General features: G+C 55.3%; 17 protein-coding genes. 3 read left to right on the top strand and 14 right to left on the bottom strand.

Annotated features, from left to right (window positions below):
- Positions 1 to 12: 12 nt before the first annotated feature.
- Both RT614_RS19075 and RT614_RS19070 read left to right on the top strand, forming a co-directional pair.
- Positions 13 to 825 (top strand): glycosyltransferase family 2 protein, encoded by an 813-nt coding sequence (locus RT614_RS19075; protein ID WP_313623696.1) that lies wholly within the window; start codon positions 13 to 15, stop codon positions 823 to 825.
- Between the two features lie 6 nt (positions 826 to 831).
- On the top strand, positions 832 to 2877 hold the full coding sequence (locus RT614_RS19070; protein ID WP_313623695.1) for a hypothetical protein: 2046 nt from the start codon (positions 832 to 834) through the stop codon (positions 2875 to 2877).
- Between the two features lie 1921 nt (positions 2878 to 4798).
- Here the strand turns inward: RT614_RS19070 and RT614_RS19065 are convergent.
- From RT614_RS19065 to RT614_RS19010, 12 genes are all read right to left on the bottom strand, one after another.
- Positions 4799 to 5761 (bottom strand): NAD-dependent epimerase/dehydratase family protein, encoded by a 963-nt coding sequence (locus tag RT614_RS19065; RefSeq protein WP_313623694.1) that lies wholly within the window; start codon positions 5759 to 5761, stop codon positions 4799 to 4801.
- Positions 5746 to 8001 carry a glycosyltransferase gene (locus RT614_RS19060; protein WP_313623693.1) on the bottom strand — a complete coding sequence of 752 codons (2256 nt, stop codon included), beginning with the start codon at positions 7999 to 8001 and terminating at the stop codon, positions 5746 to 5748. The genes RT614_RS19065 and RT614_RS19060 overlap by 16 nt, the downstream gene beginning before the upstream one ends.
- A gap of 264 nt (positions 8002 to 8265) precedes the next feature.
- Complete coding sequence (locus RT614_RS19055; protein WP_313623692.1) at positions 8266 to 10539, bottom strand: methyltransferase domain-containing protein; 2274 nt, start codon at positions 10537 to 10539, stop codon at positions 8266 to 8268.
- On the bottom strand, positions 10533 to 11924 hold the full coding sequence (locus RT614_RS19050; RefSeq protein WP_313623691.1) for an ABC transporter ATP-binding protein: 1392 nt from the start codon (positions 11922 to 11924) through the stop codon (positions 10533 to 10535). The genes RT614_RS19055 and RT614_RS19050 overlap by 7 nt, the downstream gene beginning before the upstream one ends.
- Positions 11914 to 12732: an ABC transporter permease gene (locus RT614_RS19045; protein WP_076407884.1), complete on the bottom strand. Its 819-nt coding sequence runs from the start codon at positions 12730 to 12732 to the stop codon at positions 11914 to 11916. Before RT614_RS19045 ends, RT614_RS19050 begins: the two co-directional genes overlap by 11 nt.
- On the bottom strand, positions 12722 to 13765 hold the full coding sequence (gene galE / locus RT614_RS19040) for a UDP-glucose 4-epimerase GalE (RefSeq protein ID WP_313623690.1): 1044 nt from the start codon (positions 13763 to 13765) through the stop codon (positions 12722 to 12724). Before galE ends, RT614_RS19045 begins: the two co-directional genes overlap by 11 nt.
- On the bottom strand, positions 13762 to 14307 hold the full coding sequence (rfbC, locus tag RT614_RS19035) for a dTDP-4-dehydrorhamnose 3,5-epimerase (RefSeq protein ID WP_313623689.1): 546 nt from the start codon (positions 14305 to 14307) through the stop codon (positions 13762 to 13764). The genes galE and rfbC overlap by 4 nt, the downstream gene beginning before the upstream one ends.
- A complete protein-coding gene (gene rfbA, locus RT614_RS19030; RefSeq protein ID WP_313623688.1) occupies positions 14307 to 15188 on the bottom strand; it encodes a glucose-1-phosphate thymidylyltransferase RfbA in 882 nt (293 codons plus the stop codon). The genes rfbC and rfbA overlap by 1 nt, the downstream gene beginning before the upstream one ends.
- The gene (gene rfbD, locus RT614_RS19025) at positions 15185 to 16084 is read right to left on the bottom strand and encodes a dTDP-4-dehydrorhamnose reductase (RefSeq protein WP_313623687.1); all 900 of its coding nucleotides are present in this window, start codon (positions 16082 to 16084) and stop codon (positions 15185 to 15187) included. Before rfbD ends, rfbA begins: the two co-directional genes overlap by 4 nt.
- A 7-nt stretch (positions 16085 to 16091) precedes the next feature.
- Positions 16092 to 17015, bottom strand: a complete 924-nt coding sequence (locus RT614_RS19020) for a glycosyltransferase family 2 protein (protein ID WP_313623686.1) — start codon at positions 17013 to 17015, stop codon at positions 16092 to 16094.
- A gap of 138 nt (positions 17016 to 17153) precedes the next feature.
- On the bottom strand, positions 17154 to 18215 hold the full coding sequence (rfbB, locus tag RT614_RS19015) for a dTDP-glucose 4,6-dehydratase (protein WP_313623685.1): 1062 nt from the start codon (positions 18213 to 18215) through the stop codon (positions 17154 to 17156).
- A 169-nt stretch (positions 18216 to 18384) separates the two neighbouring features.
- Complete coding sequence (locus RT614_RS19010) at positions 18385 to 18945, bottom strand: cob(I)yrinic acid a,c-diamide adenosyltransferase (RefSeq protein ID WP_313623684.1); 561 nt, start codon at positions 18943 to 18945, stop codon at positions 18385 to 18387.
- 202 nt (positions 18946 to 19147) lie between these two features.
- Here RT614_RS19010 and RT614_RS19005 point away from each other — a divergent pair, with 202 nt between their 5' ends.
- Entirely contained in the window at positions 19148 to 19453 is a 306-nt protein-coding gene (locus RT614_RS19005) for a copper-binding protein (RefSeq protein WP_313623683.1), read from the top strand.
- A gap of 162 nt (positions 19454 to 19615) precedes the next feature.
- Here the strand turns inward: RT614_RS19005 and hslU are convergent, their stop codons facing one another.
- The gene (gene hslU / locus RT614_RS19000) at positions 19616 to 20950 is read right to left on the bottom strand and encodes an ATP-dependent protease ATPase subunit HslU (RefSeq protein ID WP_313623682.1); all 1335 of its coding nucleotides are present in this window, start codon (positions 20948 to 20950) and stop codon (positions 19616 to 19618) included.
- A gap of 70 nt (positions 20951 to 21020) precedes the next feature.
- Positions 21021 to 21560, bottom strand: coding sequence for an ATP-dependent protease subunit HslV (gene hslV / locus RT614_RS18995; protein ID WP_313623681.1), 540 nt, complete (start codon positions 21558 to 21560; stop codon positions 21021 to 21023).
- Between the last annotated feature and the right edge of the window lie 156 nt (positions 21561 to 21716).

Genomic DNA, 21716 nt, shown 5'->3' with positions numbered 1-21716 from the left:
GGCGGAAGCAAGATGAACGCTAGTATTTCACCTGAGCTCCGAGCGGGCTGGCAGGTTCCAAGTTTTGAAACGCCGTTATGGTTAGGACGCAGGCACTCCTGGTGTGTCGTAATCCCCGTAATTAACGAGGGAGAGCGAATCAAGAGCCTGCTCTCCAGAATGGCTGCGCTCGCAATTGACGACATTGCAGACATCATTATCATCGACGGCGGCAGCACTGATGGCTCGTTGCAGATGGACTCTTTGCAAAAATACGGTGTGCGGGGGCTTTTGGTCAAAACCGGTCCAGGAAAGCTGAGCGCGCAGCTTCGCTGTGTATATTCCTTCGCGCTTGACCAGGGTTACGACGGCATCGTTAGCATCGACGGGAACGACAAAGACGATCCGGAAGCCATTCCTCGGTTCATTGACGCGCTCAAGCATGGAGTTGACTTCGTCCAAGCGTCGCGATTTATCTCGGGTGGCACAGCGGAAAATACGCCGAAATCACGGGACTTCGCCATCCGTTATATCCACGCGCCAATGCTGAGCCTTTCCTCTGGCTTCAGATGGACCGACACCACCCAGGGCTTCCGTGCCTACAGTCGGAGAATGCTGCTGGATCCTAGGGTCGCGCCGTTCCGCGACATCTTTAACTCCTACGAGCTGCTCGCGTATCTCTCACACTGCGCCCCAAAAGCAGGGTATCGTTGCCTGGAACTTCCGACCATTCGTCGTTATCCCAAGGGCGAGGTGCCGACAAAGATCACGAGCGTTAGAGGGAATATTGCTTTGCTCGTCACGTTGATACGAGCGTGTCTAAATATTTACTCTCCAAAAAAATAAAAATATATGAGCTACGTCAACGGCGCGCTTTCGTCTGATCAGAAAAAAAAACCGATTGGCCGAAAGGGTTTTATTTTTAACATAGTCCTTTTGGCCGGACTCTTCGGCATTTTTGCGCACCTGTTGATGAGCCAAGGGTTTCTCAGGCCGGGGTCCGGAGCTTCGCCGGCCTCTGACATCGAAATACAGGCCACAGGGGACAAAAACCAATTTTCCAAGGGCACCGAAGTTTGGCTTCATGGTGCGTTTGGAGTTAACGACGGAAAGAAGATACCGTGGGAGAGCGGTGCCATCGATTCTGCATGGGAAAAGCGCGACGATTTTTACGTGTCGTATCGGGCGCAGCCAAATGCCATCACTCTAAAATATGAAAAACCTGTTGTCCTGGAGCTTTTAGCTCACCCATTTGCCGGCATGGTTAGATTGAAATGGGAAGGAAACATGCGTGACGTGGATCTTCACTCCACTAGCACTCATATGCTGCGGATAGTGGTCGATCCAAGGCCAACATACATGGGCACTATCCAATACTTAGCCGTTTTGGCTGCCTTTGCTTCGATTGGCGCTTTTTTTGGGTTGGCAACATCCTTTCTCGGACGTAAGGTTTATAGATTTTTGTTCTTGCTGTTGTTGCTGATTGCGATTTATCTGAACCTTGCGATTTTCTACCCGGGAGTTTACTCTAACGATTCCGCTGACCAATTAAGGCAAGCCCTTGGACAAAATTACCGCGACTGGCATCCACCCCTTATGGCTTGGTTCTGGTCCGTCCTGATAAGTGTAACTGGACGCGCGGAATCCATGTGGCTCTTTCATTTATTACTGCTCGCAGCAGGGGCGATGTGCTGGGCAATTATTATGGAGCGCTCGAGAGTCGGCTGGCTGAGCTTCATGTTGCCGTTATTTTTGATCAGCCCAGTTGTGCTAAATTTTTCTAGCGTGGTTTGGAAAGATGTCGGATTTGCATTTGCTCTATTTTTGAGTAGTGGAATTGCGGGGCTTTGCGTGCTGGAGAGACGAGTCTCCCTCCTTCGCGCTGCTGTTGCTGGTAGTCTGCTGGTTTATGCTTTCGGTGTGAGATCAAACGGCATATTTGCCTTGATTCCGATAGCGGCCATTCTCATCTACATAATTTTGGAAGAACGATGGCCTCTGCGCTCTGCTCTTGCTAAGGGAGCTCGGACCGTGGCCCTTTGCGGCATCGCGACCGTCGCTTTGGTCGCGGGCGTCCACACATTTACCTATGATTACTTGAAGGCGACCAAAACGTTCCCCATCCAATATTTGGAGATTTACGACATCGCTGGCATTTCGACGATTTCTGGCAAGGATTATTTTCCGAAATATTTAAAGGATCGGCCGGAGCATGATTTTTCCCGGATATCCGAAAGTTATATCAAAGCGGTAGGGTGGGGTAATGCAAACAGCCTCGTATTTCGACGGACGGACGGCACGATCCTGATACCCTTGAGCCGCAATCCGGAATTTCAGGAGCAACTTCGGTCCAGTTGGTTAGAGGCGATCTTCAGTGAACCTGTTGCGTACATGAGCCATAGATTGGCGGTGATACAGTCGTTGATGAGTAACGGAAACTATTTTTATGAAATGCCCCAAAGTGAAATGCTTCGGCACACGATTCTGGGCGCAGATAATATAGGAAATACCACTTTGGGCGGAGGAACTTACAAGGTTCCCGGCGCGGAGGCAGCCACGGAGGTGTACACGAAACTCATCGACTGCGCTAAAGGAACTTATCTTTATGTGGGTTGGCTGTGGTTGGCGGTATTGTTTGTTCCCCTCGTCGTCGGATTGACAAGCGCACGCCGGACTCCTTTCGGGATACTGATCGTGATGATCTCCGCGTCGGGGCTTTTATACGTGTTGCCGTACCTGATCATTGCGCCAGCATCGGATTTTCGATATCTGTTTTGGTCAATCATTTCGGGAGGCGTATCAGCGATGCTTCTCGCTGGACTAGCACTTATCTCGATTCGCGGCGTGTCGTTGAGGCGTAAACCCCCGAATTTGCAGCTCCCGAGCGCCAAATTTTGAGCAGGGCGGCTTTCGGGATGGAAACGCGTAGGGGCTCATGATCCGTTTAAAGAACGGCCCCGACGGAACGTTGCTGTTTGGAATCGCATTTGGAACAGTTCTACGTGGCGCATTATGACAGCGCATATAGAAGAACGCCAAATGCGGAAGGCGTCGGTCCACCATGTTTACGCGTCAGCGCGCGATTCTGTCGTCTGCAGAGGTGAGGGATTGCGGCGCTAGTGCGTTGGGGCCGGGGCAAATCTAATTGGGCGGAACGTAGCAATGCATTCAGAGCGTAGGTGAGCCTACGCCATTCCTAATCATTGAATGAAGGCAGCCGCAAGTCATATGGCAAAAATGGCCTTTCTTCTGCGCAGAGCCGCTGTACTTTGCCCTCCGGGTAAGGCTTGCGCAGGCCTCCTGATTTGGGCCGTACTAATCCTATCGTTCGTGTGTTTTTGGCCCGGTATAGTCATGACCGACACAATGGCACGATGGGCCGGTGCGTACACAATAGTGGGCAAACTCGATATCAAGTGGGCTCTAGAGCTGTGGCTCGCGCCAACAATGACATGGTTCATGGTTCCATTCGCGGCGACTGAATTTGGTTCGCCATTCTTTCTCGGAACGCAAATCGCCTACCTCATGTTCGGGTGCGCAGCGTGGATAGGGTTTTCGTCGAGTGAGCGCCCCTGGTGGATCGCTATAGTTTTTATGATCCCTTTGGTGTTTGCATACTCAAGCTTCGTCGTCCCGGACGTATGGACTCTGGCGGCGATGCTGGTCTTGGTGGGGTGTTTTTTCGCTTTGGAGAGGTCTCTCGTCGGCCTTCCGGTAATTTGCTTCTTCTTCTCTTGCCTAGTCCTTTTTGGATTTCGACAAAATTCGCTAGTTCTTGTACCGATTGTGTGGTTTTTTGTCGCGAAACTTCGCGGACCCTCAAGGCGACTAAAAGCTGGACTGTTGGCGTTAACCGTGGCGGCGCTGTCAACGTTACACTTCGTGCCCGCTCTGCTGGGTTTTGAGGGACCTGACAGCTCTGCAGCGGCACCCGCGTGGGAGCTAGTGGGTGCGATTAAGGTAGCGCGAGAAGGCGGTGTGATCTTGGATCCCTCTATTGGTCTTCACGGCATCGCGGACACGGAGAAAGCGGTGAGTCAGCATTCTTTTGTTACCATAGATTCACTTCTATGGGGGGCAAAGGCGCCGATTCCTCCTGCCGTAATAATGAGGGAGTCCGCTGAAATCCAGCGTCGTTGGCTAAGCATGATCGTTAATCATCCTACTGTTTATGCTAAAACCAAGCTTAGAATTTATAAGTGCATGTTAGGACTATGCGAGGGCTACCTTCAGACTGCAATCGGATGCGAAGCCCCTTGGCCGCAACTTCAGGGGCGCCTGACAACCTGCCTTACAGACGGTGGAGGTGCACCTAAGCTGGAGATTCTCAACAGAATCCAAGCCTCGCTTCTTATACTTCTCCTGCCCGTACTTTGGGTTCCCGTATCTGTACTCGTGCTCACCCTATCCTGGAAAGAATACAGTCGCTACGATCGAATCTTGATTGTCTTGGCAACTGCATACCTAGGCAGCTTTTTTGTGCTTAACCAGGCGGCGTCCTTTAGATATCTATTTCCTTCTTATGTTGTGTTTACAGCGTATCAGATACGATTTTTCCTTTCCCTGGCTTCGATGCGTAAGATACTCAAGCGGCGGCAAGGTCTGACTGGATCGCGGGAGCGCGAGTAGTCGTCCCCAGGCGCCTAAGCGGCACCATAGGCGTATGCTGTCAGGACGTGGGGCTGTCGACTCTACACGCGTTATGCAGAAGGGTCGCTCGGACGACTTGCCAGAGTTGATTGAAAAATCGCTCGAACGACTGAGGCTCGCGAAGTGAAAGCGTCCCGCTTGAATTCCTACTATATTTTGTTGCCAAGGCTTATAACGCCTGAGGGTTGTCCTTTAACCAGCTGGAAAACCGTGCAATCCCATCGGTGAAGCTGACGAGCGGCGTCCATTCAAGCGAGCGACGAGCCGCCGAAATGTCTAGGACGTTTGAAGGAACGTCGAACGCCCGAGCTGCCAAGTACTTGCGCTCTGCCGTCCGGCCGGTCACGGCCTCAATTGAGTCCAGTAATTCATTTACCGTGACGCCAACTCCCGAGCCGATATTGAGGACTCTTTCTACGGGGCGTCCCGGTTCGATGCATCGGATTAGCGCGCGAGTGACATCGGATATATGGAGGTAATCACGAATCGACGACCCGTCACCCCAGATCTCGACGCTCTCTCCGCGGATGATCTTCCCCAGGAAGATTGCCACCACGCCTTGACTTCCGCGTGTCAGCTGCCTTTCTCCGTATGGATTCGCCAGACGTAGAACCTGATACTCCAAACCGTGCAGAGTTCGGAACATCTCCAGGTACTTTTCAACAGCTAGTTTGGTAATGCCATACGAGCAAATAGGATCAGTCGGATGGCTCTCCGGGATCGGCGTGTATCTGGGATTCCCATACACCGTGCCACCAGACGAGGTAAAGATAATTTTCTTTACGCCTTGACTGACCGCGCAGTCTAGCAGGCGAACGGTGCCTATCAGATTGCTCTCGATGTCATAACAAGGGTCACCATTTGATGACTTCGGCAGCGTCGTGGAAATCAGGTGGTAGCAAATATCGCAGCCCTTCAGCGCTGACCTTACGTCATCCAGATTCTCGAAGTTGCCATCGAAATACTCGAGACCCGGTCGAGGCTCGTGATGGCCGGTATGCAGACGCCCAAAACTACGAACGCGGTAGCCTGCGGCAAGCAGGCCGTCGACAAGATGTGAGCCCACAAAGCCGCGTCCGCCAAGCACGAGGCACCGGGGGGGCACCGTGTTCCCGATCATCGCTTCAACCATTTGTCCGCCCTTAGGGAAAGAACCAACCGTATGATCTTTGCCATAAACGGCCTGGATGCCAACGCCTTCAGTCGCATCAAGTCGCCGGCGCTGAACTCGGTCGCGACCGCCGTGCTTTCCGCTGCAGTAATGGCCCCATCTCCGATGTACCCGACGGTCGGGTAGGTCATTGTGGGATTGTTCCAGAGATAGCCCGGTCCATTGGCATTCATCAGCATGAAAAGTTCGTCCCCGAAGCGCTGATAAATTCCTGGATTCTTCTTGGCCATCTGCTCGTACATATAAAGGACAGTACTCCGCCGGAACTGCCGGGCCATGGAGTTGTGTCGAACTCGATAGTTTACGAGGGCGTCCGGAATTGATACGCCCTTGTACCCGAGGCTCGCCATTCGAAGCCAAGCTTCATAGTCCTCCATGCCAAACATCATGTCCTGATCATTGATGCCCGCCTCAAGGAAGTCACGTTTGCGCACGACCTGGAATGCGGCGAGCATGTTGGCCGCCAGAAAATAAGGAAACTCAGTGTCGAAATTGAGCCAGTGGCCTTGACTCTCGCCAAAGTAGTTGATCCATGAATAGACAAAGGAAACATTGTCAAACTTGTCTAAAATCTGCGCACACTGTGAATAATACGTGGGCATGACGCAATCATCCGCGTCCAGGAAAGCAATGTATTCGCCCGTGGCCGCCCGCGCACCCACATTGCGAGCATTCGCTAATCCCCCATTGGGTATGTCCAGAATGCGAATTTCTGGACTCGTCTGACGGATTTTAGCCAGCAGCTCTATAGAGTCAGGATCGGTACTTCCATCATTCACAATGACTACTTCAATATCATCGTAGTCGCTCGCCGCCACGCTAGCCAAGGTCTCCGGAAGGTAGGCTGCGAGATTATAAAACGGCACGACAACCGAAATTCGACGCGAAACATTAATCGAATCGCCTGTTACCGCAGCAACAGGTCGATCGACCTTGACGTCTTCGTGCGCAAATGGATACTTCGCGGGGTCGGATTCGGTCATCTCGATCGTCCGGGCGAGATGCTGGGTACGCTTCTGTATGAAGTTTGGTACCGAGCACAGATCTCGAATCCTCAGCCGGCCATTGCTCCCAATTTTCTCCAGCTCGGCTGGAGAGCACTGCAATGCTTGCAGAATGGTTTCCTGAAAGCTGTTGGACTGGTCCCAATCAAAGACCCACCCGCAAGACGATCCGGGCCCAACCATTTCGGCCTGCCCGCCGGACTTTGAAACTACGACGGGCATCCCAAGTTCCATGGCTTGCATGCAGACATACGGATAGTTTTCGTATATCGACGGCACTACTACGACACGTGCAGACGCAAACACTCCGGGCAGTTGGTCCGTGGGCACGGGCTCCGACAAAGTGAGTAAGCCTTGATCAATGAATGATGAGTACCTATTCTGAATAAAGGTCTTCATACTGATCTGCTTGGGCGACCAATGCGTGTCGCCGCCCACCATGCGCAAGCGGATTTTGTGGCCGGCATCCCAGAGCGTTTTAAATGCACTAAGAAGTTGGACTACGCCTTTGCGGTATTCAAGTCTACCCAAGTAGACGCAGTCGAACTCGGCAGTGTCGGTGGTGCCACTGCGCGTTTCCGTCGTCGTCTCAAAATGCGGATAAGGGATGACCTCGATGGGCCTTTTGGTATGCGGCTGTATCTTTCCCTTCAAGAACTCCGAAGGGCTAAGCACGGCATCGGCCGCCCTGAGGCAGAACTTTTCGCATTGTCCCAACCAGTAGTTGGGGAACAAATAAGAGGGTTCTTGGTTGACCTGAGCAAGTTCGAAGACAGGGGTATGAGAATAGATGACGATCTTGGTGGAAGCCAATTCAAGCGCGCCGGCCAGCTTTCGCTTAAGCAGGAAATACGCCATGGCGCCGTAATCCTGGACCTCGATCATGTCCGGGACTACTCCCGAAGACTTGATGCGGCTGATAATTTCGTCAGCTATGCAATAGGACATCAAGTGCCAGTAGCCGAGCGCGGCTTGCAGATTAGGAGTTGCCGCGACAGGGACGCGAACAAGTTCGAATCGGTCTTCGAGCGATTCTGTACTAACTCCCGCTTGGCCCGGATTTGCCCGCGTAAACACGGTAACCGAATGTCCGGACTGCGCCCAGGCCAAGCCGGCCTCGCGGCAGTAAGTGCTAATGCCGCCGCCGTACATGGGCGGAAATTCGGACGTTACGATCCAGACGTTGAGACTCTTCATTTATGATCAATCCGATTATTTTGAATGTTCGGTACGCGAGCGGCCAAAATCTCATAGGCGCTTGAGCTACTTCGTACGTCCGATGTTCCGGCGGTGATGCGACTTCGTCGCTTCACCGACATCAAACGTAGTGCGGGAGAAGGCCTGCAAGTAGTCTTGGCTGAGGCTCCAAATGCATATTCTTGCCCGGCGTCACGCGGCGAATGGAATGCAACTGCTTTCCTTCGCTACTCACATCCTTCCCATTCGCGATAACTTCCAGGCTCACCGCCTTTTCAACTGCTGCATGAGATTCGAGCGATTTTCCTCGAGATCGGCAATATATTGACGTAGCTCTTCCATCTGGATCTTCTGTTCATTACGACTTTGCTCAAGAGCAAGCACATATTTTCGAAGCTCGGTCAACTGCGCAGCCTGTGAGCTAATGGTTTGCGCCGACCCATAAGAATGAGGGTTGCCTGTAGGACCTGCGAGTAGCTGATTCTCGAACTTGAGCGCCAGGGAAGTCAGGCGCTCAATTTCGGAGAGGTAGTCGTTCACCGCATTTGAGAAAAAGGCCGCAGGTTCTTTGGCCAAGCGCGCGGAATACTTATCGGCCGCCAGTATTCGTCCACAGAATAACATCGCGGTCGAAGTTTCGCGTAAAACGAACGGTGCTGGTGTGAGGTTGGGTGCGGAAAAGTACTGCGCCATGGCGCTCTGGACATCCACGGCAGCTTGTCGCCAAGTTTGTCGGGCGGCCGTTAGGTCTCCGTCTGCCGCTTCCAACAACCCGAGCAAATATCCCGCCTGTGCAGGCTTTGTCAGCAATGTGACGCTGAAGCTCTCTACATTGGCGTCGAGCACCCATCGTAGCTGCTTCTTCGCTTCGTCTCGGTCTCCAAAGCTGAGCGAAAGCAGGCCTTGAACGTACGCAAGAGAGACTTTCCAACGAAGTACGCTCGGATTCGCGGAATCACCAGCGGCGATATAACGGCCGATCGCCTCGTTCATGTCGGCGTCAATGACCACCTCTCTATTGAGAGCGAGATATGCGAGTACGCAAAGGGCGGCCCCAGCATCGGGGCTGTCAGGCAACGATTCGTTCAGCGTTTGCCTGGCCCACTTTTCACGAAGTCGTCCGTTGGAAGTCCGAGACCCCATGGCCACCATGCTACGGACAAGCCATGGATTCTTGTAGTCGCGAGCAAAAGCCAATGCATTTCCGGTGGAGACGCACTCCTCCTCGGTGTAGCCTTTGTCGCTATACGGGACGTCGGCGCTGCCAATCGGAGACTTGGCAGCAACCGCCAAAAGCCATTCAGATTCAACGCCTTCGGTGCGATCTAATGGAATTTCTCGAAGCTGGCGGGGACGCCGCTCCCACTCACATTTTCCATTGGCAAGTTTCACCCTATCGGCTGTCTGGCCGAAGAGGTGTTCCACGTCAAAATACCCTTCCATTTGAGAGGTAAATTTCGGAATGTCGTAGACGTGAAAGTGATAGGGATTGGGATCCTCTCCGGTCTCGTCGCTCCAGTCATTGGGAACGCTCGAGATTATCCTGCCACCGGGGGTCAGGATTCGGTGGAACTCTTTCAGAACGTCGACCGGACGTTCGACATGTTCCAGCGTTTCAAAACAGACGACCACGTCGACACTATTGTCCGGAATGCTGTTCAGGCAGTCGGGTAGAAACCCTTCCGAAAAGGAAATGGACTGGTCTTGACCATAACAAGTGTTGGCGTAAGCGATAGCGGAGGCATTACCGTCGATGCCCCGAAACGACGACGCGGCTGTTAGACCCTTTAGAGTGTAGGTACCGTATCCGAGGCCGCATGCCGCATCGAGGACCACGTCGCCGGGCCTGACGTAATTGGCGGCGAAGTGATAGCGCCCGATATGGGCGTCCGATCGAGTTCCGGTATCTCGGAACATATCCATATGTAGGCTGCGTTCTTCGTCCAGCGATGAAAGCGGATATGCCGCCTCCGCTGCATCCGGCATGCGTTCCAGCAATATGCAGACAACAGAGCCGTCATTGTTCAGCCCTTCATAGTCGTTTACCAGGTAATAAGCCGGATGCTTGCGGAAACCGGCCTGGAAACATAGGCGCTCCCACCATGCGCGATCTTCAACCGTCAAGCGTTCCGGACCCTGTTCGGCATGCGTTGTTGCGACCTGGAGCCATACATAACGGTTCGCCACTCGGCGAATTTCTGCAAGGGCTTTCTCCATGTCACCGACTGGGAGGTACTCCAGACAATCGACGACGAGAACAGTACCGAACTCGCGGTCTTTAAATGGCAACTGAACTACCGAGCCGAATAGCGAACCATCACCGACATGCTCGTTGTCGATCGGCTTGTTCGCCGGTGACTCTGGCAGGCCAACAGCTTCCACGCCTTGCTTCAGCAATGCCGCCACGTGAGCCGAGCTTGCCCTGCCTAGGCTCAATACGTTTGACAATCCACATGTGCGAATAACGCGCTCAATTCCGCCGCGTACGGTGGGCTTGCCAATGGAAACTTCCGAGTGGGGTGACATTTTCTTTACCATGTTGCATTCATCCTCAGATCCGCCACGCCACCAAAGAAGTTTTCGTCGCGATTCATCAGAATCTGGAAGAAGGCGGCTTCATCGATCCAGTGCAGCATACGTTGTCCCATATAGTCGGGGGTTTCTTCAAACGTGACCGTTGCCTGAATCTCATACAGATTCATACCTAACGGCGAATCACACGATAGCTCTACTGAAAATGTCTCGCCGGCGGAAAACTTTTGCTCCCAAAATAGCGGCGTACTTGAGGCGGCGGTTCTTGATCTCATGTCTTGATTAAGTGTGCCCCAAGAGTAAATCTTGATGCCTTCCTTATTCCGGATTCTTACGCCGACATTCAGGTTGCTAATGGCGCTTAAAACCTCGCAGGATATCCGTATGCGAAGCGCGTCGCCCGGGAAAAATACGGTCGACTCCTCACCCTCGCCATTTAAAGTCTCCACCTTTACGATCTTGACTTCACCATCGCCAAAAGTGAGTTTGTCGGAGCGCATCGCAGGAGGCGGTGAGACGGCAGGTTGGGCTCCGGATTGAGCCGAACTTTCGCCCGGTTCGGCGGGCGTTGTGGCGGTTTGAGCCTTGGCCGCGAGTTGCTTTGTAGCGGCCGTAAAATAGGACGATTCCTCGTCGTGAAGCTGACGCCGGTATTCCAGAACCACGTCTGACGACTTGCCCCAAGTGACCGTTCGACCCTGCTTGAGGAGGAGGGCGCGGCTGGTAAGGGTCCGCACGCTTTCTTGATCATGAGACACGAAAAGCAAAGTCGTGCCATCGGCTACCAGCTTCTCGATACGCCGGAAACAACGCTTCTGGAAAAGCGCATCGCCGACCGCCAGCGCTTCGTCCACGACCAGGATATCGGGCTCAACTTGTACCTGGACAGCAAAGGCGAGGCGAATCAGCATGCCGCTTGAATAGGTCTTCACCGGCTGGTCGATAAAGTCGCCGATATCCGCAAACGAGGCGATGGCGTCGAATCGCTCGTCGATCTGATGGCTGTTTAATCCAAGAAGGGCACCGTTCATATAGACGTTTTCTCGCCCGGTAAACTCAGGATTGAAACCCGAGCCCAATTCGAGCAACGCGGCAATGCGACCGGTGGTTTGAACGCTACCCGTGGTGGGAGACAGCGTGCCGCAGATCATCTGCAGCAGCGTGGACTTGCCGGAACCGTTGCGACCCAGAATGCCGACGCTTTCTCCTTTCTTGACTTCAAAGGATACGTCCCGAAGCGCCCAAAACTCCTTGAAGTAGTGGCTAGATGGCTTTCCCACCGCGCGTTGCAGGTGAGGAATAAAAAACTGTTTGAGTCTATCCCGGGGCGAGGAATAAATTTGGTAGCACTTGCTAAGATTCTCTACCGTGATTGCAGTATCAGAGGACATCAGCAAATCCCTTCCGCATTTTTTGAAACCAAGCGAAGCCCACCCATGCGATCACAGCTGCTATCAGGGTGTACGCCCCATATAGCATCCAGTCGGGCGCCTGCCCCCAGATCAAGGCGTTCCGTACTGCTTCAACCACCGGAGTCATCGGGTTCATTACCATGAATTCCTGATACTGCGCCGGGAGGGCGGAGATCGGGTAAAAAATGGGCGACAAGAACATCAGCGCCATGGTCAGGATGCTGATTACCTGTCCAACGTCCCGGAGGAAAACGCCCAGCGATGCCAAAATCCAGGTTATTCCCAGCGTCAAGAGCAGCAACGGGAATACTATGATGGGCAGGAGCAGGGCGGTGGCCGGAGGGATGCCCAGGAAAATTAGATAGAACAGCAACCAGACGCTCATACTGATGAGAAAATGAAAAAGTGCGGCGCCAAGGGCGACTACGGGCAGTATTTCCAGCGGAAATATTACCTTTTTGACGTAGTTCGCATTTGCCAGGATCAGGCTCGGCGCCCTGTTGATCACTTCGGCGAAAAGGTTGAACACCATCAGGCCAGCAAACAGAATTATTGCAAACTGAGTTTTCGATTCACTTCCGCCGGGCCACCGCGACTTGAATACCACGCTGAACATGAACGTGTAGACAAGCAACATGAACACTGGATTGAAAAATGACCAAACGATTCCAAGAAAGGAACCTTTGTATCGGCCAAGGACGTCCCGTTTGACCAGTGCCTTGATCAAGCCGCGGTTGTGCCAGAAACTTTTGGCCAGCGAAACTGGGGAGCCGCTGTTACGTTGCATGTTTGCTCGCGAAATCGTTGTTTAATGCGTACCCCGCAGGGTTGAGATGTTGCCATCGCCAATGGTCGGCGCACATAGTCTCCAAATTCCGCTCCGCCCGCCATTGCAGAATTGACTCTGCGTACTTGGTACTGGCGTAGCAAGCGGCAACGTCACCAGGTCTACGAGGTAGAAATTCATGCGCAATAGTCTTGCCACTGGCCAGTTCGAATGCGCGCAACACTTCAAGCACGCTATATCCGCTACCGGTCCCGAGATTGAGTTCGATGCATTGCGGTGGCTGCACCTTTTCTATCGCTTTTACATGCCCGATTGCCAAATCGACGACGTGTATGTAGTCACGCACCCCTGTGCCGTCCGGAGTCGGATAATCGTTGCCCCAAATATTCAGTTTTTCACGGAGCCCGATCGCGACCTGCGCAATATATGGCATCAAATTATTTGGCGTATCTTTTGGGTCTTCGCCGATCAGCCCGCTTTCGTGGGCTCCGACAGGATTGAAATAGCGCAGAATGGTGATATTCCAATCCGGATAAGCTCGGAAGTGATCGCGAAGCATGTCTTCAGCGATCAGTTTGGTACGACCATACGGATTCGTTGCCGACAACGGATGCGCCTCGTCTATGGGCAACGATTGCGGCTCGCCATAGACCGTGGCGGACGAGCTGAAAACCAGCTTCTTCACGCCGATGGTCTGCATCGCATTCAACAATGTGAAAGTGCCCACTACATTGGTATGGTAATACGCCAACGGGTTAGCGACGGATTCGCCGACAGCTTTCAGTCCTGCAAAATGAATCACTGAATCGCATTGGCTGTTTTGCAAGGCGCGCGTCAGCGTCTCCGCGTTGCGGATGTCGCCTTCTATAAATTCGATATTCGCGTTCGCAATACGCTCTACTCGCTCGAGCCCCAAGCGGCTACTGTTCGAGAGGTTGTCGTAAACGAACACTTTATGGCCCGCCTGCAACAATTCCAGGCACGTATGAGTGCCGATGTAGCCTGCGCCGCCGGTCACGAAAATCGAACTCATTTAAATAATTCCGCAGATATGAATGGCTTCCCGTTTTCATCGGATTTCGACAATATCGGCGGAGCGCCAACCGGCCAGTGAATATTCAGCTTTTCGTCATTCCACGCGATACAGCGTTCATGCTGAGGGGCGTAATAGTCAGTGGTTTTATATAAAACTTCCGCTGTGTCAGACAGGACCAGAAATCCATGGGCGAAACCTTGAGGGATCCACAACTGCCTCTTGTTATCAGCAGACAGAATTTCTCCAACCCATTTTCCAAAAGTCGGCGAAGATCTGCGAATGTCCACCGCAACATCAAAAACTTCACCCGACAATACCCTCAGAAGTTTTCCCTGGGCATTTTCGATTTGATAGTGAAGTCCCCGCAAGACGTTCTTTCTGGATAATGATTGATTGTCCTGAACAAACTCTATTCTTTGGCCGATAATAGTTTCGAATTCACGATGATTGAAACTCTCAAAGAAATATCCCCGCGCGTCTTGGAAGAGCCTGGGTTCAATGACCTTAACTTCGGGAATTTCTAGAGAGAACGCTCTCATCAATATATCCTTTCAAGAAGGAGACGCTTGAGGTACTGGCCATAGCCAGTCTTCTGAAGAGGTGTCGCCAAATCGTCCAGTTTCTGAGCGGTAATCCATCCCTGTCGATAGGCGATTTCTTCGGGACACGCCACTTTCAAACCTTGGCGGTTCTCCAAGGTCGAGATGAACTGGCTCGCTTCCAACAAGGATTCGTGCGTCCCGGTATCCAGCCAGGCATATCCTCGCCCCATGATCTCCACAGATAGATCGCCTTGCTCGAGGTAGGCGCGATTTACGTCCGTAATTTCCAGTTCGCCGCGCGGTGAAGGCTTGATCTGCTTGGCGATGTCCACGACCTGTCGGTCGTAGAAATACAGCCCAGTTACAGCGTAATTGGATTTGGGTACCTTCGGTTTTTCCTCAATGGAAAGCACTTTACCGTCGGAGTCGAATTCCGCCACTCCGTATCGTTCGGGATCGTGGACATGATACGCAAACACGCTGGCGCCGGTGGTGCGCTTGTCGGCGTTGCTGAGCAGACTTGCGAAGTCGTGGCCATAATAGATATTGTCGCCAAGCACAAGTGCAGAAGGTGAATCGTTCAAGAACGATTCACCAATGATGAACGCCTGCGCCAGTCCATCCGGAGAGGGTTGGACCGCGTACTGCAAATTGAGTCCCCACTGTTCCCCGGAGCCCAAGAGTTGTTGGAAGCGGGGAATGTCTTGCGGTGTCGAGATGATCAGAATGTCCTGAATTCCGGTCAGCATCAAGGTGCTGAGGGGATAATAGATCATTGGTTTGTCGTAAACAGGCAGTAGCTGCTTGCTAATTGCCAGCGTAGCCGGATGCAGGCGGGTGCCCGAGCCTCCGGCCAGAATGATGCCCTTGCGGTTCATACGGAATACTCCATCGATGTGGTCAGTTGATCCACGGTGCGGTTCACATGGACAGTCCAATCAGGGAACTGTAGTAGCAAAGCATCGCTTAGCGCGGATGTGTCCAGACGCGAATTCTTGGGGCGGGGCGCGGGCAGGGGATAAGCGTCGGTGGGGATCGGCTGGATATGCCCGGGCGTTACCTTAATCGTCGCGCCGTTCGCCGCAGCACGGGCCACGATATGGCATGCAAAGCCATGCCACGAGGTTTGCCCCGCAGCGGTCAGATGATAGATGCCGCTGTTGCAGAGCCCTTGGCGATGTCCCGCGACGGCCAGCGCGGTGACGTCGGCGATCAGTTCTGCCGACGTAGGTGCACCATGTTGGTCGGCAACGACGTTCAATTCATCTCGTTCCTTGGCCAAGCGCAGTATCGTCTTCAGGAAGTTGCTTCCGTGCGCCGAGAACACCCAGCTCGTTCGAAGGATCAGGTATCGGCAGCCACTGTCGACTATAGCTTCTTCGCCTTTGCGTTTTGTACGCCCGTAGACGCTCAGCGGATTGGGGGTATCTGTTGGTTCATAGGGCGAATCTTTTGCGCCGTCAAAAACATAGTCCGTGGAGTAATGGACCAGTAAGGCGTCGCGTGCTCTTGCGTAGTCAGCCATCACTGACACGGACTCGGCGTTGATGGCATGCGCCGCGCGCGAATTGCCCTCCGCCTTATCGACAGCGGTGTAGGCAGCCGCGTTCACGATCACGTCTGGTGAATGCGCACGCAATACATCGAGCAAGGCAGCCGGCTTTTCAAGATCCGCCTCAGCGCGACCCAATGCGATCAAGTCGCCCTGCGCAAGCAGCGTGCGCTGCAATTCGATTCCGACCTGGCCTGTCTTGCCCAACAGAAGAATCTTCATAGGGATCCTAGATTCGGTTGAGAATCGCCGCGATCAGCAGTCCAAGATTGCCAAGCGGTGTCTGTCGATATATTCCGGAGCGCCAAATTCCAAACACGCGTGGGATCAGACTGCGTTGACGGGACGAGGTGAACCGTTTGAACGTGACCAGGTTATCGGGCGACAGGCTCGAAATGATCGGCCCCATCGCTACAACGTGTTGGTCGGTCCACAGCTTCAGGTGGCCTTGGAACAGCTTGCGAATTCGTTCAAGCCGTGCTCGCATGCCGGTGTTGGCGCCGATCAAATTCTGCGCGTGTTGCCGATAGAGTAACGACGGATTGGGGTCATAAAACACTTTTCCGCCGCAGCCGGCAACGACGATGTAAACCCACCAATCGTGAGCCGCCACCTTCACGTCTGGGCCAGCGGATTTCAACAGTTCGCGTGCCGCGTTGTTGAAAACCATAGTATTGCCTCCGGCTACGTTCTGCACCAAGGCGTTGCCAAAAGACGGAGGGCGCACGAAGAGCGGTGAGTAGCCGAGCTTTTCCTTCCCTTCATCCACCAGTTCCGTGCGCGTGCAATATAGCGCCGGGACATCCTGAGGTACGGTTTTCAGCCACTGAACGGCTCGTTCAAGCTTGTCGGGATGCCAAATGTCATCCTGATCGGACATTGCGTAGTAGTCAGCAGCAATTTCTTCTCGGCAGACAAGAGACATGAAATTGGCCGCAAACCCCTTGCGAGGTCCTGTCCTTACGAATAGGCGATCCGGCCCCCAGGCACGTTGATAGGATTCGAGGACTTCGTGGGTGTTGTCCTTGGAACCGTCGTCCGATACCCATACGGTCCATGCAGCGTGCGATTGCGTGCCGAACGAATCAAGCTGTTCTGGAAGATACTGGCCACCTTGATAGGTGCAGAGGAGGATAGCGACGTTGTGGCTCATCGTGCCATCCACGAAAGAACTCGATTGCAGAGAAACGCGGTTGCTCGCTGTATTGTGAGCGAGTACCGATGTTGAATTGGGGAAGCACTCATAATCACAGCGGCTGCACTCCCGACGGAGAGCAAGCCATTCGAACGTTCAGCCTTCGTACTGGGTGTTGACCCAGTCGCGATAGGCGCCGCTGGTGATATTGGCGACCCATTGTTGATTGTCCAGATACCACTGCACCGTTTTCCGAATACCCGACTCGAAGGTCTCAGCGGGCTTCCAGCCCAGCTCGCGTTCCAGGCGAGATGCGTCGATGGCGTAGCGCTGGTCGTGGCCAGGCCGGTCTTTGACGAAGGTTATCTGGTTCTTGTAGGGCTGCCCATCGGCTCGAGGGCTGAGCTCGTCGAGAAGCGTGCAAAGGGTGTGGACGACATCGAGGTTGGCCTTTTCGTTCCAGCCACCCACGTTATAGGTCTCACCCAGCTGGCCGTCAGCCAGGACTCGGCGGATGGCAGTGCAGTGATCCTTCACGTATAGCCAGTCGCGGATTTGCTGGCCGTCGCCGTAGATAGGCAAGGGCTTGCCTGCCAAGGCATTGTGGATTACCAGCGGAATCAGTTTTTCTGGAAAATGATAGGGGCCGTAGTTGTTCGAACAGTTGGTCGTCAGAACGGGCAGCCCATAAGTATGGTGGTAAGCCCGGACCAGATGGTCGCTGGCCGCCTTGCTGGCAGAGTAGGGACTATTGGGCTCGTAGCGGTTGGTCTCGCTAAACGCCGGATCATCTTTCTCCAGCGAACCGTACACTTCGTCGGTGGAGACGTGCAGGAAGCGGAAGCTGCTGCGTTCCTCGTCGGACAGTCCATTCCAATACGCGCGCACGGCTTCCAGCAGGTTGAACGTGCCGACGATGTTGGTCTGGATGAATTCGCCGGGACCGTGGATCGAGCGGTCGACGTGCGATTCGGCCGCGAAGTTCAACACGGCGCGCGGCTTGTGCTTGGCCAGCAGTTCGGCGACGAGCTTGGTGTCGCCGATGTCGCCCTGCACCAGTTGATGGTTGGGGTTGCCAGCGAGGGACACCAGGTTCTCGGGGTTACCCGCGTAGGTGAGCTTGTCCAGCGTGATGACCGGTTCGTCGGTAGTGCCGAACCAATCCAGAACGAAATTCGAACCGATGAAGCCGGCACCGCCGGTAACAATAATACTCATTATTGATTGGATCCTTGAGCAGCGAGCGCGGTGCGCAAACCCGCTCGTTAACCCTCAATTATGCCGCAACTGCGTCGGATCGAACGAATAAGTGAAACAGAGTGTCGGGTGCAATATTTTGAATACCTGCAGCCACGAGCCGCCGCGAGCTTGCATTTTCTCGCAGTAATTACGTGGTTTGACGGGAGTTCGGGCTGGTCCAGAAGGTGTCCCCAATTTCCAGGATCTTATTTAGGTGTCGCGCCAGCACGAACATCAAATCCGACAGACGGTTCAGGTACTGTCTGACGGGCGCATTCACGCTGTCCACAGTTGCGAGCGCCACCACCGCGCGCTCGGCGCGCCGGCATACGGTGCGCGCCATGTGCGCGAGCGCGGCCACCCGCGATCCGCCCGGCAGGATGAATTCCCGCAGCGGTGGAAGCGCCGCGTTGTAGTGCGCCAGGCGGGCGTCCAGATGCGCAACCTGATCCGCCGTTACCGCGACGTGGCCCGGTATGCATAGCTCGGCGCCCATGTCGAAGAGGTCGTGCTGGATAGTCAGCAGATCCTTCGCTACCCCTTCGGGCAGCGATTCGGTCAGCAGCAGGCCCACGACGCTGTTCAATTCATCCACGTCGCCCAGGGCGGCGACGCGCGGAGCATCCTTGGGCAGGCGCGATCCGTCCCCAAGACCGGTGGTGCCATCGTCTCCCGTGCGAGTGGCAATAACGGATAAGCGGTTGGCCATGGAAGTCCTGGTTCAGTGAAAAGAAGTAAGCGGGAGGCCTCCGGCTGCGAGAGGCGCGGGCGGGCAGGGGTTCGTTTCGCAATCAACCGTTAGAATTGTTGCGTTCTGGGGCCGAGACTGTTGCATTCGCGCAGTATCCTAGCACTGTAGGAGGCGGAGCCTGGTTTGGTTCCGGGTTCCGCTGCACATGGAGGTTACCCATATGGTTTTTAACCGCAAGTACACCGTGCCGTTGGCCGTCGCCGCTGCGGTGGCCGTCGTATCGCTTGCCGCGCCGCTGGCGTTTGCCCAGCAGGCCGACGCTACCGGGGAAGTGCGCCGGGTGGATCCCGCCGCGGGCAAGGTCACGATCAAGCACGACGCGATCAAGGCGTTGGACCTGCCGGCGATGTCGCTGGTCTACCAGGCGGATCCTGCGCTGCTGGCCAATATCAAGGCGGGGGACAAGGTGCGCTTCACCGCCTCCCGCCAGGACGGCAAGTATGTGGTGACCGCGATCACGAAGTAGCTTCGGAACTCAGAGGGGCGGTCCACGGCGCGTGCGTCAGCGCGTGCGGGTTGCCCGGCCGATGGGATTCTTCCGGCTCTTGAGAGAATAAAAACCCCCCGCCGCAATCACATGCGGCGGGGGTTTTTGCATCGGTCCCAGGCTGGGATCCGGGGCGCCGGGTTAAAGCACGTAGCGCGCCAGGTCCTGGCTGCTGGCGGCTTCTGCCAGTTGGGAATTGACGTAGGCGGCGTCGATTTTGACGTGCTTGTCCTGGCTGGAGGTGGCGTCGAAGGACAGTTCGTCCAACAGCTTTTCCATCACGGTGTACAAGCGGCGGGCGCCGATGTTTTCGGTGGTTTCGTTGACGTCGAAAGCCAGCTCGGCCAGGCGGCGCACGCCTTCGTCGGTGAATTCCAACTCGACGTCCTCGGTGGCCATCAGGGCCGTGTACTGCTTGGTCAGCGAGGCATCCGTGTCGGACAGGATGCGCACGAAGTCCTCGGCGGTGAGGGACTCGAGTTCGACGCGGATCGGGAAGCGGCCCTGCAGTTCCGGGATGAGGTCGGATGGGCGCGAGAGGTGGAAGGCGCCAGACGCGATGAACAGGATGTGGTCGGTGCGGACCATGCCGTATCGCGTGTTGACGGTGGTGCCTTCGACCAGCGGCAGCAGGTCGCGCTGCACGCCCTGGCGGGAGACGTCCGCGCCGCCGGATTCCTGGCGGGCGGCGATCTTGTCGATTTCGTCCAGGAAGACGATGCCGTTCTGTTCGACGTTGTTGATGGCGACGGTGCGCAGGTCTTCTTCGTTGACGCGCTTGGCGGCTTCTTCGTCGACGATCAGCTTGAAGGCTTCGCGGACCTTCATCTTCTTCGGCTTTTTCTTGTCGCGCGCCATGCCGGCGAACATGCCGCGCAATTGCTCGGCCATTTCTTCCATGCCGGGGGGCGTCATGACGTCCATCTGCGGCGCGGCCTGGGCGACTTCGATCTCGATTTCGAGATCGTCGATCAGGCCTTCGCGCAGGCGCTTCCTGAAGGTCTGGCGGGCGCTGTTGTCCTCGCCGCGCTGCGGCTCGCCCGAGGCGTTGCGGGCGGGCGGCACCAGGGCGTCCAGGATGCGGTCTTCGGCGGCGTCTTCGGCCTGGGTGCGAACGCGGCGCATTTCCAGTTCGCGGGTCTGCTTGATGGAGTATTCGGTGAGGTCGCGGATGATGGTGTCGACGTCGCGACCCACGTAGCCCACTTCGGTGAACTTGGTGGCTTCGATCTTGATGAACGGCGCGTTGGCCAGCTTGGCCAGGCGGCGCGCGATTTCGGTCTTGCCGACGCCGGTCGGGCCGATCATCAGGATGTTCTTGGGGTGGATTTCGTGGCGCAGGGGCTCGGCCACCTGCTGGCGGCGCCAGCGGTTGCGCAGGGCAACCGCGACCGCGCGCTTGGCGCGGTTCTGGCCGACGATGTACTTGTCGAGTTCGGAGACGATTTCTCCGGGCGTCATGTTGGATGCGGACATGAGGGCGGATCCTTGGAGCTAGGGCAGGCGGGGAGGGCGGCGCGGCGCAGTTGGCGCCGCGCGGCGGGCGTCAGTCGCCCAGCGTTTCGATGACGTGGTTCTGGTTGGTGTAGATGCAGAGGTCGCCGGCGATTTCCAGCGATTGCTTGACGATCGTTTCGGGGGGCAGATCGGTGTTGCGCAGCAGGGCCAGCGCGGCCGACTGCGCGTAGGCGCCGCCCGAACCGATGGCGGCGAGGCCGTGTTCGGGTTCCAGGACGTCGCCGTTGCCGGTCAGCACCAGCGTGTGCTCGGAGTCGGCCACGATGAGCATGGCTTCAAGGCGGCGCAGGACGCGGTCGGTTCGCCAATCGCGGGTCAGTTCGACCGCGGCGCGCATCAGGTTGCCCTGGTGCTTTTCGAGCTTGGCTTCGAAGCGTTCCTGCAGCGTGAATGCGTCGGCGGTGGCGCCAGCGAATCCAGCGAGGATCTTGTCGTGGTACAGGCGGCGGATTTTGCGGGCCGTGCCCTTGATGACGATGTTGCCCAGGGTGACCTGGCCATCGCCGCCGAGCGCGACGCGGTTGCCGCGGCGCACACACACGATGGTGGTGGCGTGAAATTGTTCCATGCGTTCCTTCCTTTGAGAGGATTAGCTGGGGGCGGTCGTGGGGATATCAAGGTCCGGCCTCGGATCCTGCAAGCGAGGAGCGCGGTCTGCGAAGGCAAGAAAAAAGGCCATGCTGGGGGCAGCATGGCCTTTCAGGGACGATTCGAATGCGGGACG

This window comes from Achromobacter sp. (assembly GCF_032102605.1).
Taxonomy (GTDB): domain Bacteria; phylum Pseudomonadota; class Gammaproteobacteria; order Burkholderiales; family Burkholderiaceae_B; genus Achromobacter.
This window is presented reverse-complemented; position numbering and strand designations above follow the sequence as displayed.